The organism is Anaerocolumna sp. MB42-C2 (assembly GCF_030913705.1).
Taxonomy (GTDB): Bacteria; Bacillota; Clostridia; order Lachnospirales; family Lachnospiraceae; genus Anaerocolumna.
Genome location: NZ_CP133190.1, coordinates 5,593,292 through 5,610,400 on the forward strand (window position 1 = coordinate 5,593,292; position 17,109 = coordinate 5,610,400).

16 protein-coding genes are annotated in these 17,109 nt (G+C 36.9%); 11 read left to right on the plus strand and 5 right to left on the minus strand.

From position 1 onward, the window contains the following. Window positions 1–37: 37 nt before the first annotated feature. Window positions 38–490 carry a helix-turn-helix domain-containing protein gene (locus RBU59_RS24655; RefSeq protein ID WP_308145127.1) on the plus strand — a complete coding sequence of 151 codons (453 nt, stop codon included), beginning with the start codon at window positions 38–40 and terminating at the stop codon, window positions 488–490. A 190-nt stretch (window positions 491–680) separates the two neighbouring features. On the opposite strand, the gene RBU59_RS24660 is transcribed toward RBU59_RS24655, so the two are convergent. Both RBU59_RS24660 and RBU59_RS24665 read right to left on the minus strand, forming a co-directional pair. Next, on the minus strand, window positions 681–1,367 hold the full coding sequence (locus RBU59_RS24660) for a class D sortase (RefSeq protein WP_308145128.1): 687 nt from the start codon (window positions 1,365–1,367) through the stop codon (window positions 681–683). After that, the gene (locus RBU59_RS24665; RefSeq protein WP_308145129.1) at window positions 1,333–2,757 is read right to left on the minus strand and encodes a processed acidic surface protein; all 1,425 of its coding nucleotides are present in this window, start codon (window positions 2,755–2,757) and stop codon (window positions 1,333–1,335) included. Before RBU59_RS24665 ends, RBU59_RS24660 begins: the two co-directional genes overlap by 35 nt. 348 nt (window positions 2,758–3,105) lie before the next feature. Here RBU59_RS24665 and RBU59_RS24670 point away from each other — a divergent pair, with 348 nt between their 5' ends. The 3 genes from RBU59_RS24670 to RBU59_RS24680 all read left to right on the plus strand — a co-directional run bounded on the left by RBU59_RS24670 (window position 3,106) and on the right by RBU59_RS24680 (window position 6,114). After that, on the plus strand, window positions 3,106–3,759 hold the full coding sequence (locus RBU59_RS24670; protein ID WP_308145130.1) for a response regulator transcription factor: 654 nt from the start codon (window positions 3,106–3,108) through the stop codon (window positions 3,757–3,759). Then, window positions 3,756–5,156 carry a sensor histidine kinase gene (locus RBU59_RS24675; protein WP_308145131.1) on the plus strand — a complete coding sequence of 467 codons (1,401 nt, stop codon included), beginning with the start codon at window positions 3,756–3,758 and terminating at the stop codon, window positions 5,154–5,156. The genes RBU59_RS24670 and RBU59_RS24675 overlap by 4 nt, the downstream gene beginning before the upstream one ends. Before the next feature lie 79 nt (window positions 5,157–5,235). After that, entirely contained in the window at window positions 5,236–6,114 is an 879-nt protein-coding gene (locus RBU59_RS24680; RefSeq protein WP_308145132.1) for a hypothetical protein, read from the plus strand. Window positions 6,115–6,274: 160 nt separating this feature from the next. Here RBU59_RS24680 and RBU59_RS24685 read toward each other — a convergent pair whose 3' ends face one another. After that, window positions 6,275–6,430: a hypothetical protein gene (locus RBU59_RS24685; protein WP_308145133.1), complete on the minus strand. Its 156-nt coding sequence runs from the start codon at window positions 6,428–6,430 to the stop codon at window positions 6,275–6,277. 278 nt (window positions 6,431–6,708) lie between these two features. Here RBU59_RS24685 and RBU59_RS24690 point away from each other — a divergent pair, with 278 nt between their 5' ends. Next, entirely contained in the window at window positions 6,709–8,064 is a 1,356-nt protein-coding gene (locus tag RBU59_RS24690; RefSeq protein WP_308145134.1) for an MATE family efflux transporter, read from the plus strand. 124 nt (window positions 8,065–8,188) lie between these two features. Here the strand turns inward: RBU59_RS24690 and RBU59_RS24695 are convergent, their stop codons facing one another. Continuing rightward, entirely contained in the window at window positions 8,189–8,509 is a 321-nt protein-coding gene (locus RBU59_RS24695; RefSeq protein WP_308145135.1) for a Gfo/Idh/MocA family oxidoreductase, read from the minus strand. Next, window positions 8,476–9,153 (minus strand): Gfo/Idh/MocA family protein, encoded by a 678-nt coding sequence (locus tag RBU59_RS24700; protein ID WP_308145136.1) that lies wholly within the window; start codon window positions 9,151–9,153, stop codon window positions 8,476–8,478. Before RBU59_RS24700 ends, RBU59_RS24695 begins: the two co-directional genes overlap by 34 nt. A 237-nt stretch (window positions 9,154–9,390) precedes the next feature. On the opposite strand from RBU59_RS24700, the gene RBU59_RS24705 reads away from it, so the two are divergent. The 6 genes from RBU59_RS24705 (at window position 9,391) to RBU59_RS24730 (ending at window position 17,094) form a co-directional block, all read left to right on the plus strand. Beyond that, window positions 9,391–10,116 carry a FadR/GntR family transcriptional regulator gene (locus tag RBU59_RS24705; protein ID WP_308145137.1) on the plus strand — a complete coding sequence of 242 codons (726 nt, stop codon included), beginning with the start codon at window positions 9,391–9,393 and terminating at the stop codon, window positions 10,114–10,116. A 266-nt stretch (window positions 10,117–10,382) separates the two neighbouring features. Continuing rightward, window positions 10,383–11,981, plus strand: a complete 1,599-nt coding sequence (locus RBU59_RS24710; protein ID WP_308145138.1) for an L-lactate permease — start codon at window positions 10,383–10,385, stop codon at window positions 11,979–11,981. A gap of 96 nt (window positions 11,982–12,077) precedes the next feature. Then, on the plus strand, window positions 12,078–12,866 hold the full coding sequence (locus RBU59_RS24715; RefSeq protein ID WP_308145139.1) for an electron transfer flavoprotein subunit beta/FixA family protein: 789 nt from the start codon (window positions 12,078–12,080) through the stop codon (window positions 12,864–12,866). Between the two features lie 44 nt (window positions 12,867–12,910). After that, the gene (locus tag RBU59_RS24720) at window positions 12,911–14,104 is read left to right on the plus strand and encodes an electron transfer flavoprotein subunit alpha (protein ID WP_308145140.1); all 1,194 of its coding nucleotides are present in this window, start codon (window positions 12,911–12,913) and stop codon (window positions 14,102–14,104) included. 63 nt (window positions 14,105–14,167) lie between these two features. Further along, window positions 14,168–15,571, plus strand: a complete 1,404-nt coding sequence (locus tag RBU59_RS24725; protein ID WP_308145141.1) for an FAD-binding oxidoreductase — start codon at window positions 14,168–14,170, stop codon at window positions 15,569–15,571. Window positions 15,572–16,050: 479 nt separating this feature from the next. Further along, complete coding sequence (locus RBU59_RS24730; protein ID WP_308145142.1) at window positions 16,051–17,094, plus strand: substrate-binding domain-containing protein; 1,044 nt, start codon at window positions 16,051–16,053, stop codon at window positions 17,092–17,094. Window positions 17,095–17,109 lie beyond the last annotated feature (15 nt).

Here is a 17,109-nt window from a genome sequence, read left to right on the forward strand (position 1 = left end):
TTACAAACATATGAAAATAGAAGAAAGGGGCTATATTATGAAAGAGTTTTTCACCATTGATGATTTGTCCGTTATGACAATGCTTTCTACAAGAACAATTCGAAATTATATTACTAAAGATTTCTTATCTGGCAAGAAGATAGACGGCGTATGGAGATTTACTGCTGATGATATAGATAAATTTTTTAAAGTAGACTTTGTTAATCAGAGTGTTCAGAGCAAAAAATACGGAATTGTTTTTAATTATTTGTCCAATGAGGTTAAAAATGAAAATTCAGTTTGTTCGATCTATGATTATTCAAATGTTGATAATGATAAAGCTGAAAATATCTGTAACAGAATGATAGAATTGGTGAACTCTAATCAATATGGTAAGGTAACGTTTTCTTACTCTTATAACGGAAAGAAAAAAATAGTACGTATCCTTTTAACAGGAACAATAATGGATATTCACACTCTTATGAATGATTTTATTAACTTATCACAATAAATCTTGGAATAATGTTATCAATCTGGTATTTTATGAGGCTGTTGCTTTAGCGATTGAACAAGCGTAAAGAAGCATCTTCCACTTTCCCTAAATAACTCTAATAATCAGATGCTATTTTGATAGCCTAAAAGGTGATAAATACCTCTAATAAAAAAGGGTGCCGCACACATTTTAGTGCGACAGCCCCAGTTTAATTCAATGTTTTATCAGCAAGATAGGCCACCAGAATGTAACGTTTTGGTGCGGAGCCTATATAGTCAAAGGGATAACAGGTGCTGACTGTCAGCGTTGTACTCGGCTTCGGAACAATAACGGTGCGGTCTTCCTTATCAACGATTCGTACTTTTTTCACTTTGTATTTAAATTCTCCTGCAGAGGTGCGAACTATAAGTAAATCACCTTTGCCTACTTTCCCAAGCTTTCGAAACACGGTATCGCGATGACCGGCTAATACCGCATTATCATTTTCACCGGGTAGAACACTTCCTTCATAATGCCCTACACCCTTTTCAAGCTCATCCTCATTCGTGCCCTCATATATGGGAAGAGTAGCATTTATTTTTTTAATATATAATTCTCCGATTTCCTCACCTTTTTTTGGGCGGACAGGATATAAAACAACGTCAGCTGAATCAGTATCTGTGTTATTATTATCAGCAGCCTTGGATATATCTAAGTCAGTAGTTTTATCGTTGGTTTCTATATTTATACTATTTGTCGCTGAGGTATTTTCATCAGAAACCGCAGCAAAAAAACCTTTTGAAAACTTAAAAAGATTATCTGCCGTAAAACTTATCGCAGTTATAATAAGAACAAATGAAAAGATTCGAAAATAAACAAATTTATTCCATTTTGGGACTTTCTTTAATAATTTCATTTTCCTCATTCCTTAATTTTCGGTATAGTATAACGCCCGTTAATACAAAGAAAAGACCGATTAAAGCATTAGGCAGGTAATCAGAAGAGGTTTTGGGCAATTTGCCGCCTTTTATGGTTTTAACTTCCGGTTTAGATTTTGCCGGTTTGGTAACGGCAGGTTTATCTACTGCATTAATTACCCCTTCGGTAGAGTCTTCTACTACATCAACTAATTCTCCAAAGATATTACTTGGAATATTAAAATCAGCAAGCAGCTGTGAGTCGGAACCAAACAGCTCCACGATTAAGTTAAAATCTTTCAACTCATTGTTATTTAACATTTGAAATAATTTTTCAAAAGATATGGGTGTCTCTTTACCATTGGATTTAAAGGTTAAGACAGCGTTCAGCTTAAAAAAGGACAGTAAATCTTCATAAATGGATGCTAATTCAGAAATTTGTCCGTCAGTAAGATGTTTGGTATCTGCTAAATCATAAAAAGGCAATAAACGGTTTCCGATGGCATCCAACTGTTTTTCTAATGCAGGATCCGAGAAATAATCTTCCATGGAAAGAAAATAATTCATTAGTTTTTGTAATTCGTCCTCGGTCAAACCTATTTTTCCCATGATAGAAGTAATCCCGCCGAGAACATCATCAAACCCGGGGAGTTCACCCCCATTAGAAGTCCAGACAATTTCTTCTAAGTCATCCAGAAATATGAAATTATTAATTTCTTTCCCATTATTTTCTAACAACTTAAGAAGAGCTTCTTTATCCAGATCATAGGTCTCATAAATATAGTCCAGATTACTGAGATCGGCTTGAATAACCTCTCCTAAGAAATCACTTACCTGTTCTACGGTTTCAAAATTGTCCAGGCGCATATCATAGTCTGCCAGTGCGGCTTCAACAGTTTCTTTTGTTACTTCAAAACCTCTTTCGCTGCTGATCTTGGTTAAATACGCTGCGAACTTCTGGTCAAAATCCGGATCTCTTACAAATTCACCGTTTTCCTGATAGAAATAAACTGCGAATACAAGATCATTGAGATAAATATAATCCTCTAAGGTTTCACCATTATCCTTCAGTAATTGTTCAAGTTTCTCCTGGTCTAAATCATTGTTTTCATAAATACCTGATAAGTTACTAAAATCTGCCTTTATAACTTCTCCCAGAAAACTCTTTAAATCGGCAGCCGAATCAAAATCTTTAAGTCTTTCATCATAGGTGGAAAGGATGGCTTCAATGTTTTCTTTCGAAACCTCAAAACCTCTTTCTACACTGACTTCATTTAAGTATTGTATCAGTTCCTGATCAAAATTAGTATTTTCTGCAGCGAATGCTGTCTTTGGAAAAATACTAAGGATAAGCGAAAAAATAAGTAATATTACCCCCACTTTTTTCATATGTCTCTCCCATCTGCCTTTACTATGGCGCAAAATTTATGCGAATGCAATTTGTGTATACGGGTTCACCCTGTATAGACGCTTAACGCATGCGGACTAATTTAGCCCTGCAAGGTTATTATATAATACTGCGAAATCATTGACTATACGTGAAATGTTTCCAATAAGCCCAGGGGAGGGGGAGTACGAGTAACTAATATTTCTTATTTTGCAGTACCAGGATTACATATATTAATATAATGTTGTAAATGAGTTAACTTGACAGTAAAACTGCCTTGATTTTGCCATATAATTTTACAACTCTATAATAAGTTGTTATTATAATAACTTTTAAGGAGGTGGATTACTATGGCAGAAATCCTGATTGTTGAGGATGAAATATCAATTAATGAACTTGTAAAACGAAATTTACAGCTGGTAGGTCACCGCTGTACTTCTGCATTTGATGGGAAAAATGCCATTAATCAGATGCAGGAACATAATTTTGATTTAATAATATTAGATATTATGCTGCCGGAAATAGATGGATTTGAAGTGTTTAAAGAGGTAGACAAAACACCTACGATTTTTCTGACCGCACGAAGCAGTTTAGGAGACCGTATCAAAGGCTTTTCTCTGGGAGCGGATGATTATCTGACAAAGCCCTTTGAAATGCTGGAACTTCTGGCACGTGTGGAAGCAGTACTGAGGAGGACGCAGAAAACCCGCAGTTGTTTTATAAACGGTTCCGTTAAAATTGATTTTAACAGTCGTCAGGTGTTTTATTTGGAGAAGCTTGTGGAATGTACCCCAAAAGAATATGAATTACTGGAAGTACTAGTCAATAACCGAAATATTGCCTTATCCAGAGAACGGCTTCTCGAACTGGTATGGGGATATGATTATGAGGGAGATACCCGCACTATAGATGTGCATATTCAAAAACTCAGGAAAAAACTGGGCTGGGAGAATGTCATAAAGACGGTTTATAAGCTTGGTTACCGGTTAGAGGTAGGATTATGAAATACAGGACTTTTTTAACAACCCTCATATTGTTCCTGTTTACGTTTAACCTTGGAATTTTTATTATTTCAATTACATCCTTTCAGGATACAGTTAACCGATCGAAAGAGGGAAGTTTAGGGGAACATTATTTTATAACATCCGCAATTCTAAAAGATTTTAACGCGGTAGAAAGTCGTGGAGTGAGTATTGAAAGTACCGTGAATTCCCTGCTTACACCTTACCGTTACCTTACCGGAAACAATAAGGCTTTAATAGCCCTGTATAAGAATAACGAACTTGTTTATTCTGACTTGGGGAATATCACAGTACCAGAACGGTTTTTAAAACTGCCGGAGGATGAAAACCGGCTGATATCCCTGCAGAAAACCGGAAAAAATAACTATATAATTGTCTCAGGGAAAATGCCCGCTCCGTATAACTCTTATATTTTTGTTTACCTGTATGATATGACGGAAGCCATAAACAGCTGGGAAAAGATGAAAAACATGCTGTATGTTATAGGATTTTTACTCTCTGCACTGTTAGCATTAGGTCTTCATGCATTACTGAACCGGATCTTCAGACCACTTGCACAAATATCCCACATATCAGGAGAAATTGCGGCAGGAGCTTATGAAACCAGACTTCCGGTATTGGGACAGGATGAACTTTCTGATATGGTCAGGAGTTTTAATCATATGGCGGAAGAGATACAAAAACAGATGACGGAACTGATTACCGCTGCGGAAAAAAAACAGCAGTTTATTGATAATTTTGCCCATGAGCTGCGTACACCTTTAACGGCGATTTACGGATATGCAGAGTATTTGCAGAAGGCTGCCGTGACAGAGGAGGACCAGTTATCTTCAACACAGTATATTATGTCAGAAAGCCGCAGACTGCAGACCATGGCATATCAGTTATTAGAGCTTGCCAACTTAAAAAATGACCAGATCGTATGGGAAACAGTAAGTGTTCCGGGGGTTTTTGAATTGATACGGCATACTCTGGATAGTAAATTTAAAGAAAAAGATATCCAAACAAAATTTCTCTGTGAACTGGATACTGTAAGAGGAGATGCCTGTCTGCTAGAAAGCCTGGTTCTTAATCTTGCGGATAATGCTGTTAAGGCTTGCAGCCAGGGCGGTCATATTACAGTAGGGGCCGGTAAGGAAGAAGAAAATAAGATGATTTACATACAGGATGACGGCAAAGGAATGACACAAGAGGTATTAAATCATATTACAGAACCTTTTTACCGGGCCGAAAAATCACGAAACCGAAAGGACGGCGGAGCAGGTCTGGGATTAGCACTGTGCACCCAGATTGCGGTCTGTCACGGGGCACGGTTAACTTTTGAGAGCTACCCGGAAAAAGGGACGACAGCTAAGATAATTTTTACAACTTCAACATAACTTCATTATAATTCTATAAAACGGCTCTTTTATACTTATTATTGTAATCACAGATAAAAATAATAAAGGAGATATTACAATGAAAAGAAGTAAATTGGAAATGAAAAACTTAAGGAAGACCATATTAACCTCTGCGGTTGTTTTAGTGACCGGAACCTTGTTGTTCGAGGGATTTACCCAGGCAGCAGTAGCAGCAGAATTCAAAAAAACAGAAAAGGTTCCTACCAGTTACACGGAATACACCAAGGATTCTGTAAAAAGTACGGACAAGAAAGTTCCGGAAGGTTACGTTAAAGCAAACTATACCATAGGGACAATTGATTTGGAATGTTACAAAAATAATAAGCCTGATAGTAAGGATATAACGAAAGAAGCTGCGGCAGAAATCGGTGCTCAGGCTTTATGGAAGATATTCGGTGTTAATTTAGAGGGGCAGGAAATCAAAATGGGATATGATCTGCCAACGGAAACTTTTTCACGAACCGGCTGGTCTGCAGAAGTATGGATTGACGGAAAACAAAGCTATTATTTTTCAGTAGATTCAGTGACAGGAGAATTATTTCAAATAGGCTATGATAGGACACTAAAAGAAGATGTTTCCGTAGCTTATGATGCTGCACTTGCTAAAAATCCTCAGGAATATATTGAACTGGCCAAAAAAGCAGCAGCGGAGTTTAATGTTGTCCACGGCAGTATAAAGTCAGTTGAGTACAACGGACAGGGTTACGGTAATAATGATCCGTCGATTTCTATAGACGTTAAAGGAGCAAATGGGGAAATAGCTTTATTATGTTTCTCAAGATATGACAAGAAACTGCTGAGTATAGGTTACAGTGCACAATATAAAGAAGTACTGGATGCTGCTGTCAGGGCTGAAAAAGAATTAAAAGATAAAACAAAAAATAAAGAAAAAACTAATTTTTCTGACAGTACACCTAACTTTATAACAATAGAGTAATATTAATAAAATGATTACCGCGTTCAGCTAATTGCAATGGGCCTAACTGCAAATTATAGTGGAAATAAAAAGTAAAAATAGTTATGATTAAAAAGAGTGCAAAGTTTAGATAATTTTGCACTCAAATGTTTATATTAAAAATATCGTAAAATAAAGTAAACTACTTCTCAGATTTTCTTTTCTCATGTTTTCCTTCGTGTACACCAATTATTTGCCCGTTTTCTATTCCTACGTCCGCATTCTCCTTAGGTTTCATTTTTCTAAGTTCAGGATTGCTTTTTTCTCTGTCTTTCATTCTGTTTTTATTATTGTCCATTTTCAAGTTCCTTTCTTACTAAGTAATTAGTTATAGTATAAGCAGATTCCAAAAAAATATGGGTCGAAAATTTTTAGTTTTTAATAAAGAAATTTAATAAATACTTGAATTATTAATTTTTTAACAGGAAAGATTGGTGAATTATTTATATGTATAGTCTAATTAAAATCACTATTTGTAATAAAAAAATATAATCTGAAATAATTGAAACTGTCCTAATAATCGAGTATAATTTACTATCAGATGTTAAAATGTATTTGGCAACAAAGGAGCTAATTATGAGACAGGACAAGTCAGGCAGATACAGCATTACAGAAGGAGTCATTTGGAAGCAGCTGCTTTTCTTTTTCTTTCCATTGCTGTTTGGTACTTTTTTTCAACAGCTTTATACTACGGCAGATGCTATTGTCGTAGGACAATATGTTGGCAAGGAAGCTTTATCGGCGGTCGGCGGTACAACCTCGGCAATTATTAATGTATTTGTAGGATGTTTTATCGGTATATCAACCGGTGCTACCGTCACGATTTCTCAATATTACGGCGGAAAGCAGCAGGAACACTTAAGTAAGGCGGTTCATTCAGCTATCATGCTTGCCATAACCGGAGGGGCATTTATTATGATCGTCGGTATTCTTTTAGCACCGACAGCCTTAAGACTTATGGGTACTCCAGATGAAATTATGCCATATTCTGTAGTTTTTATACGGATCTATTTTGGAGGTATGATAGCTAATCTTGTATATAATATGGGTGCCGGTATACTAAGAGCAATAGGCGATTCCAAAAGGCCTTTATACTTTTTAATACTTAGCAGTTTCTTAAATATCGCATTGGATTTTCTTTTTGTTTTACATTTTAAGTGGGGTGTTGCGGGAGCGGCAATCGCGACAGTAATATCACAGTTTTTTAGTGCTATATTGGTTTGCCTTACTTTAATGAAGACGAATGAATGTTATCGCCTTTATTTAAATAAAATTCGTTTTCATAAAGAGATGCTGGCTAAAATTATACATATCGGTGTGCCTGCAGGTTTTCAATCCCTTATGTACTCCATATCCAATTTATTAATTCAATCTACAGTGAATCAATTTGGTACGGATACCATAGCAGCCTGGACAGCATATGGTAAAATCGACGGTATTTTCTGGATGATCATGGGCTCTTTTGGTATCTCAGTAACGACTTTTGTTGGTCAGAACTTTGGTGCGGGTAAAATCGACAGGGTTAAAAAAGGAATTCGTGTATGTTTTGTTATGGCTATGGCCGCAGCAATTAGCCTGAGTATTACCTTATCATTCGGAGGCTCTTATATTTTTCAGTTATTCACCAGAGATCAATCAGTTGTGAACAGGGGAATGGAAATATTACTTTTTCTGGCTCCGACTTATTTTACCTATGTCTCTATAGAAATTTTTTCGGGCTCCTTAAGAGGAATGGGAAGTGCATTTATTCCGATGATATTAACCTGTTTCGGTGTATGTGTTTTACGTATTATGTGGATTTTTACCGCTGTACCCATATGGCCGGACATTAAAACCGTAATTTTCAGTTATCCCCTGACGTGGTTTACAACATCCGTATTCTTTGTTATTTATTATTTTATGTATACCAGAAAACGCTTCGCCGGGATATAATCAGGACAGCGAAAAAGAATCGAATGACAATGTAGATTGTCATAAAAATTTAAATAGTTTAATCATTATACTCTGTCAGGATGCAAATACTAAGTTATCTGCCTCCTGACATTTTTATAATAAATCAATAACCGATGAGAGAAAGTATTTTATCCATAGTTCTGGCAGTTTCGATTGAAAATGCATGAGTTACAAAAGGCTGTTCCTGCTCTCTGATACATCTGCCAAACTGTTCAACCTCAAGCATATAATTATTGGGCACATCCACCGTAACTTCTCTGGTATTGTCTTCTGTGCGGATATAATACTTTAATAATCCATTTGCATTAAAAGGTACCGGAGCTTCAATTGTTCCGTTTGTGCCATAGATAAAATACCGGTCCCCTCTTTGATGTGCACACATCCCTGTTACTATGGATGCCCTGCAGCCACTTGGGAATTCCAAATACGCTGCTGTAAAATCATCGATTTTATCATCGGTAAAATTAGCAAAGCATTTATTTTACTGGGTTCTTCCCCAAGAAGTGATAAAATTAAACTTACATTATAACAGCCCAGATCATAGATGCTTCCGCCTAAGGTATCTCTTCTTAAGCGAATATCATTATCTTTTGGTTTTGGAGTTAAGAAAGTTGTCTCAATAAATCTTGGTTCCCCAATTAAACCGGAATCCAGAGCTTCTTTTATTGATTTCACAATAGGGCTGTGTAAATATGCAAAGGCCTCCATAAAATAAACACCTGCATCTTCACAGGCTTGTACCATTTCTTTTACATCTTTTTCGGAGCCGGACAAAGGTTTCTCACACAATATATGTTTTTTTCCGGCAGCAGCTTTTAGCACCCACTCCTTATGAAGTGCATTTGGCAGTGGAATATAAACGGCCTCTATTGCCTCATCCTCCAATAGAGCTTCATAACTGTAATAAGCTTTTTCAAATCCGTAAGTCTTTAAGAAAGAGTCCGTTTTCTCTTTATTTCTTCCGGCAATCCCGCAGAGAGTACCATTTGCTGATTGTATAATAGCAGGAATTACACATCCCTTCGCAATATCAGCGGTGCCTAAAACACCCCAATTAATCTTTTCCATAAAATTTCCTTTCTTTGTTCAGCATTATTTTGTATCCTTATTTTGTATCATTATTATTATCCATATAGCGGCCTAATATTTTGTATCATTTCTGACTTAATTTTATTATAAAATTAAGTTGTTGTCTATAAGTCAAAGAACAGCATATTTTTTTTGATCATTTTTAGGAGAAAATAATTGCATTTTAAAGCCCCTGCAATTAAAATGAACTTATAGAGAAGACAAGGAGTGATACCGATGGAAGATAGGGAATTACATAAAAAATCTTATATTAAGGTAATCGATTATATTAAAAATCAGATTAGGGATGGCAGATTAAGCATGGGGGGAAAATTACCTGCGGAGAGAGAGCTATCCATAATTCTGGGGGTAAGCCGTAATTCCGTACGGGAGGCAATCCGAACCATGGATATAATGGGAGTAATATCAAGTCAACAAGGTGCGGGTAATTATTTAACCGGTAACTTTGAGAATAATCTGGTAGAATCCTTGTCGATGATGTTTTTATTAAATCAAATCAATTACCAGCAGGTATCCCAATTACGGCGCGGTCTGGAACTGCAGGCTCTTTTATTGGCCATCGATAATATATCCGATGAGAATATTAAGAAACTGGATGAAATAAATAGCAAACTGGAGCATGAAACAGAAGAGAATAATGTAATTTTGGATAAGAAACTTCACTATAACATTGCCATAGCCTCCAATAATACATTGATTGTGGATATTCTGCAGGCTCTTTCCGAATTAATCGACCAATTTATTGTTGACTTAAGAAGAGAGATACTAAGTTCTAATGACAGTAAACTGCTTTTGATAGAAGCACATACGGAAATGATTAAAAGCCTGGTTAACAGAGATAAAAACCTTGCTTATGAAGCAATTAACAAACATTTTGGTATAATTGACGAAAAATTGAAATCAAATAGTGATAAATTAATAAAAATTAACGGGAAAAAGTAAAATATCACAAATCATTTGTTAAAAAAATGTCGTTCGTTGACATAGGGAATAAAGAAAAGTATAATAAAATTACAAAAAAGTGGTCCTACCAATTTAAACTTAATTGGAGGAACAGGAGTGCTGCAAAACTTCCTGTCTTGTAGCACTTATTTTTTACCCTTAAAAGTGGTCCTACCAATATGCAGAAAATCACGTGATAAAAATGCAGTCCAATTGAAACTAAGAAGAAGGAAAAGTTCCCTGCTTGCAGGTAGATAGGAGCAAACATGAATATGACAGTTGCATTTGTTTTAGCGTTACTCCCGATCATTTGGCTGATTGTAGCCTTAACGGCTTTTAAAATCCCAGGATTTAAAGCATGTGCCATAGCTCTGGTTATTGCGTATACATTAGCAGTTACCGTATGGGAAATGCCGTTACAAGATAGTATCACGGCGGTTGCAGAGGGAAGTGCATTGGCTTTATGGCCGATTATTATTGTAATTATTGCCGCGATTTTTACTTATAACGTATGTCTTGCAACCGGCAAGATGGATATGATCAAAAAAATGTTAGCAAGTGTCACAAATGATAAAAGAGTATTAGTATTGATTATTGCCTGGGGTTTCGGAGGTTTTATGGAGGGAATGGCAGGTTTTGGAACCGCTGTTGCCATACCGGCAAGTATGCTGTGGGGGTTAGGGTTCAACCCGGTATTTGCAGCAATTGTCTGCCTGATAGCTAATGCTACGCCAACCGCGTTTGGATCTATCGGAATACCCACAACTACATTAGCAGGGATAACAAGCCTTGATGTTGTTGGATTATCTACCAATACGGTTATATTACTGGCGCCTTTGATTATATTAACACCTTTTATCCTGGTATATTTAACAGGGAAAGCTGAAAAAGGAGGGAATATTAACAAAAGTGCAAAAGGAAATTCCGAATTAGGGAGATCAAAAAATCCATTTAAAGGTATTGAATTAATTACCCTTATATCCGGATTAACATTTTTAATTCCTGAATTTCTGGTAGCAAAATTTCTTGGTGCTGAGCTGCCAGTAGTAATCGGTTCTGTGTGTTCCATGTTGTGTACGGCAGGCGCAGCCAAGTTATTTGGTAAAAAGGTCATAAGCCCTGAATATTGTCTGGAAGAGAAAAATGAAAACAAAATAACAGGAAGAGAAGCGCTTATAGCCTGGAGTCCATTTATTTTAATTTTCTTTTTCTTACTGGGAACCTCCAAATTAATAGCACCGCTGAATGAATTATTGGCAGTTGTAAAAACTTCTGTGAATATATACACAGGGGAAGGTGCTGCCCCATATACTTTTTCCTGGCTGACCACTCCCGGATTATGGATTATCCTTGCAGCTTTAGTGGGAGGGAAAATACAGGGAGCCGGTTTTAGTGAAATGATTACTGTTTTAAAAAAGACAATAATTCAAATGTTTAAGACTGTAGTAACTATCATTTCCATTATGGCGACGGCTAAATTGATGGGTTACAGCGGAATGATAGCATCCATATCACTTATGTTTGTAACAGTTACCGGATCATTTTACCCGTTATTTGCACCTCTTCTTGGTTCTATTGGAACTTTTGTAACGGGCAGCGGTACTTCCTCCAGTGTGTTATTCGGAGGTTTACAGGCTGAAACCGGTGCGGCTCTTAATCTGAACCAGGTCTGGATTTCGGCATCCAATACAGCAGGGGCGACCACGGCTAAAATGATTTCTCCACAAAGTATTGCGGTTGCTGTTGCAGCTGTTCATTTGCAGGGCAAAGAGAGTGTGCTTTTAAAAGGCACCTTTAAATATTACCTCTTATTTTTAGGAATTGTAGGTGCCTTAACCTATGTGGGAGCACAGCTGTTAGGGTAATTATTATTGAAATTATCAAATAGATTTATCATATAAATCAACTAAGAATTTCAAATAAAATTAAATTGATAATGAATAAAAGGAAAGGTGAAAAGTATGAATATTTTAGTATGTATTAAACAGGTCCCGGACAGCAATAAAGTGGAGGTGGACCCGGTTACCGGAGTATTAAAAAGAAACGGAGTGGAATCCAAAATGAATCCCTATGATTTATATGCCATTGAAACGGCACTCAGAATACGTGAAAAAATGGGAGGAACCATTTATGCACTAACAATGGGTCCCGGACAGGCTGCGGTGGTAATAAGGGAAGCTTTTGCCATGGGTGTAGATAAGGGAGTTTTAATCTCTGACCGTAAATTCGGCGGTGCCGATGTTTTGGCAACCAGTTACACTATTTCCCAGGGAATTAAAACCATTGGAGACTTTGATTTAATCCTCTGCGGAAAACAGACTACGGATGGAGATACGGCTCAGGTGGGGCCGGAAGTTTCCGAATGGCTTAATATCCCATGTGTTTCCAATGTATCAAAGATTGTAGATATTAATGAGGATAACATGACAGTGGAAATGGATATGCTTCATGATATTGAAATAACCAGGATTCAATTCCCATGTCTTCTTTCGGTTGATAAAGATATTTTTATGCCAAGGCTTCCATCCTATGTAAAAAAACAGGAAACCAAGGATCGTGAAATCACTGTAATCAGCCTGGCAGATCTTAAAGATCAGAATGAACTTCATTATGGACTGAATGGTTCACCTACTCAGGTACAGCGAATCTTCCCACCTGAAGTCAACGCACACAGAGAAATCCATCACGGAACAGGAGAAGAACTTACGGGAATATTATTTAATAAATTACAGGAATTAAAATTCGTTTAGGAAAAAAAATGAAAGAAAAATAAGATCTAGAAAGGGTGTAAAACATGGCAAAGTTAGTGATTAACCAAAGTAAAGTAGGAAATATTCAGGAAGTAATCAGTATATGCCCCTTTGGAGCAATGGAAGAAAAAAACGGGGAACTTCAAATAAATGCAGCCTGCAAGATGTGTAAATTATGTGTGAAAAAAGGCCCGGCCGGTGCAATTGAATATGTAGAAGAGGTAAAAGAAGCCATAGATAAAGAAAAATGGAAAGGGATTGCAGTATATGTAGATCATATCGATGGTGTGATTCACCCGGTAACTTATGAATTAATCGGGAAAGCCAGGGAGCTGGCAGAAAAGATTCATCACCCGGTTTATGCAATTATGATGGGAAGCAATATTAGTAAAGAATGTCATGAATTGCTTCATTATAATGTAGATAAAGTATTTGTATATGATCAAAAACAATTAGCACGTTTTATTATGGAACCCTATACTGCCGTATTTGAAGACTTTGTGAATCGGATAAAACCCACCGCTGTTTTAATGGGAGCTACACCAGTTGGACGTCAGCTTGCACCAAGGCTTGCGGCCAGATTAAAAACAGGACTTACGGCAGACTGTACCATCCTTGATATCAACGAAAATACAGATCTGGTGCAGATCAGACCGGCTTTTGGCGGAAATATAATGGCACAGATACTGACTCCGAACCACAGGCCTCAGATGGCGACGGTTCGTTATAAAGTAATGGATGCACCAAAGAGAAATACACAAAGTTCCGGTGAAATTGTGGAATGTAAAATTAATACGGAAAAATTAAACAGTAAAGTGGATGTACTTGATATTATAGCGAAAGAAAAAGAACAGTTTATTGAAGCGTCCGAAGTATTGGTTGTAGTAGGGCGCGGTGTGAAAAAAGAAGAAGATTTAGTGCTGATTCAGGAATTAGCAGATTTATTAGGAGGTCAGCTTGCCTGCACTAGGCCAGTTATGGAAGCAGGTTGGCTGGAAGCAAAACGTCAGGTGGGCTTAAGCGGCAGAACGGTAAGACCGAAACTTATTATAACCTGCGGTGTATCCGGATCAGTGCAGTTTACAGCCGGTATGAATAATTCAGAACAGATTGTTGCCATTAATAAGGATGAAAATGCACCGATTTTTAAAACTGCCCATTATGGTCTGGTGGGAGATTTATATGAGATAATTCCGGAGCTGATAAATCAAATTAAGATTAATAAAGGAATAGCCTGAAATAAAAACATTTCCTATACAATTTAGGCAGGGAGAAATCTAAATGCAGAAATGGAGAGCATTATGAATTATAAAAAAATAGACGAGAAAGATTTAAACTATATTACGGAATTAATTAACGATACAGAAAGAGTGCTTTACGGAGAAAATATAAATGAAGAATACAGTCACGATGAATTAAGCGATACGGTCAGCTACCCGGATGTAGTAGTGAAAGTAATCACAACAGAGGAAGTTTCAAAAATAATGAAATATGCATTTGACAATACGATTCCGGTAACTCCACGTGGTTCAGGAACAGGACTGGTTGGTTCTTCCGTTGCCATGGAACATGGGATCATGTTAGATACCAGCTTAATGAACCGGTTTTTGGAATTGGATGAGTCAAATTTAACAATAACGGTGGAACCAGGAGTCTTATTAATGGAATTGTCGACTTATGTCCAGGACAGGGACCTATTCTATCCTCCGGATCCGGGTGAGAAATCTGCTACCATAGGCGGAAATATCAGTACCAATGCCGGAGGTATGAGAGCTGTTAAATATGGTGTTACCAGGGATTATGTCAGAGGACTTGAGGTAGTGCTGCCGGATGGCAAGGTAGTGGAATTCGGAGGCAAAGTAGTAAAAAACAGCACGGGATATGCCATGAAAGATTTAATGGTAGGTTCTGAGGGAACGCTTGGTATTATAACAAAAGCGACCTTAAAGCTGCTTCCTCTGCCGAAAAAAGCCATTAGCTTATTAATTCCTTTCCCTACTCTGGAAACAGCTATCAGGACAGTGCCGTTAATCATCAAATCCAAATCCATACCTACGGCCATTGAATTTATGCAGAGGGAGGTTATTATCGATGCGGAAAAATATCTGGGTAAAAAATTCCCGGATAACAGTGCAGATGCTTACCTTTTATTAAAGTTTGACGGTAATTCCACGGAAGAAGTGGAAAAAGATTATGACAATGTGGCGAAAATTTGTCTGGAACAGGGCGCACTTGACATCCTGATTTCAGATACAAATGAAAGAGAAGAATCCATCTGGAAAGCAAGAGGTGCATTTTTGGAAGCAATCAAAGGATCTACCACCTACATGGATGAAGTTGATGTGGTAGTACCCAGGAGCTGCGTAAATGAAATGGTAGAATACATTCACGGTTTATATAAGGAAGTAAATGTTCGCATTAAGAGTTTTGGTCATGCCGGTGACGGAAATCTCCATGCTTATATATTAAAAGATGATTTAAGTGAAGAAGAATGGGAGAAGAGAATGAAAGCTGCCATGGATAAGATTTACGGCAAAGCCAGAGAATTAAACGGTTTGGTTTCGGGAGAACATGGAATCGGATATGCCAAAAAATCTTATTTAATGGAAGCTATGGATCCTGCAACCGTAGAGATTATGCGAGGCATCAAGAGAGCTTTTGATCCAAAAAATATCTTAAATCCACATAAGGTTTGCCAGATATAATTAAATGATTTTTGGTGTATTATTCCGTTTATAAATGCGCACAATATTGGAATGTCTATACTACAGCTTGCAGTGAAATGGTGTATGGCACAGAAAAGTGTTACCTGTAATAACAGGTGTAAGGCGCCTGTCCCAACTGGAACAGAATATAACATCAGTAAAGGGAGAACCTTTAGATATAAAATTTTAAAACAGTGTGATGAGAGATGGAATTCCCTTGCAGAAACCTGGTTTGGATACAATTGATAAGTATAACAGTACATTATTATATAAAACCTCCGGATGAAATACCCGGAGGTTTTTATGATTCATCAAATTGTGGAATATATAAATGGTAAATTATTATAAAGTTACACCCTTTATTGACATACCATTCAGTTTTGTTATAATAAATACAATTACATGATTTTGTTAATAAACTATATAAAATAGAGAGGTATACGAAAAGTTTTGTCAAATCTGTTCAAATGGAGGAAGCTATGGAAGATAAGAAAAGCAAAATAGGCAGAAATAAGCATAAAGTTTCCTCTATATTTATTATAGGGAATACAGTTCTAATGGTTGCAGTAACAATTTTTAGCTTTGTATACTTTAATAATAAATTAAAAGAAACTCAAAAAGATGCATATGAGGTCTATCAAAAACACTATGCCTTTATCTCTAATAACCGGGAGCAGGATTTCTGGAATGAAGTTTATAAGGGGGCATTAAAAGAAGGAAAAGAGCAAAGTGTATATGTAGAACGTTTTGGAAATAAACTGTTCTCTGATTATAGTAAAGATGAACTTATGAGAATGGCAATTGATGCTGCGGTGGATGGAATTATTCTGGAGGGTGACGGCGATAATAAAACCAGAGAATTGGTTAATGAAGCCGTCGATAAGGGAATTCCAGTAATAACAGTTCTGAAAGATTCCACCAACAGCATACGCCAGTGTTTTGTCGGTATCAACAGTTACAACCTGGGACAGGAATATGGCAAACAAGTACTTAAGCTTCGGAATCAGAATACGAAGCGGGTCTATGTATTGGTAGATGAAAACAGTACGGACAGCAGTCAGAATATTATCCTGCTGGGTATAAGGGAAACCATAGAGAAGACCCTTGGTAAAAACCATGGCATGGAAATTAAAGCGGTGGTTGTTAATAATGAAGATGAATTCAGTCCCGAGGAGACCATCAGGGATATTATTATGGATGCTGAAAATATACCTGATATTATGATATGTCTGAATTCTACGTATACCATGTGCTCATATCAGGCGGTGGTAGACCATAATATGGTAGGGAAAATCAATATTATAGGATATTATGATTCGGACAGTATTTTAAGCGCCATCCAAAAAGGAATTATATATTCGTCTATTTCTGTAGATACAGAGCAGATGGGGAGTCTATGTGTAGAAGCATTGGAAGAATATACGCTTACAGGGCATGTAAGTGAATATTTACCGGTTGATACGAAATTAATTACCTCTCTTAACGTCTCAGAATATTACAATAGCAATACGGAATCAGAATGAAACAGGGGGATTCTA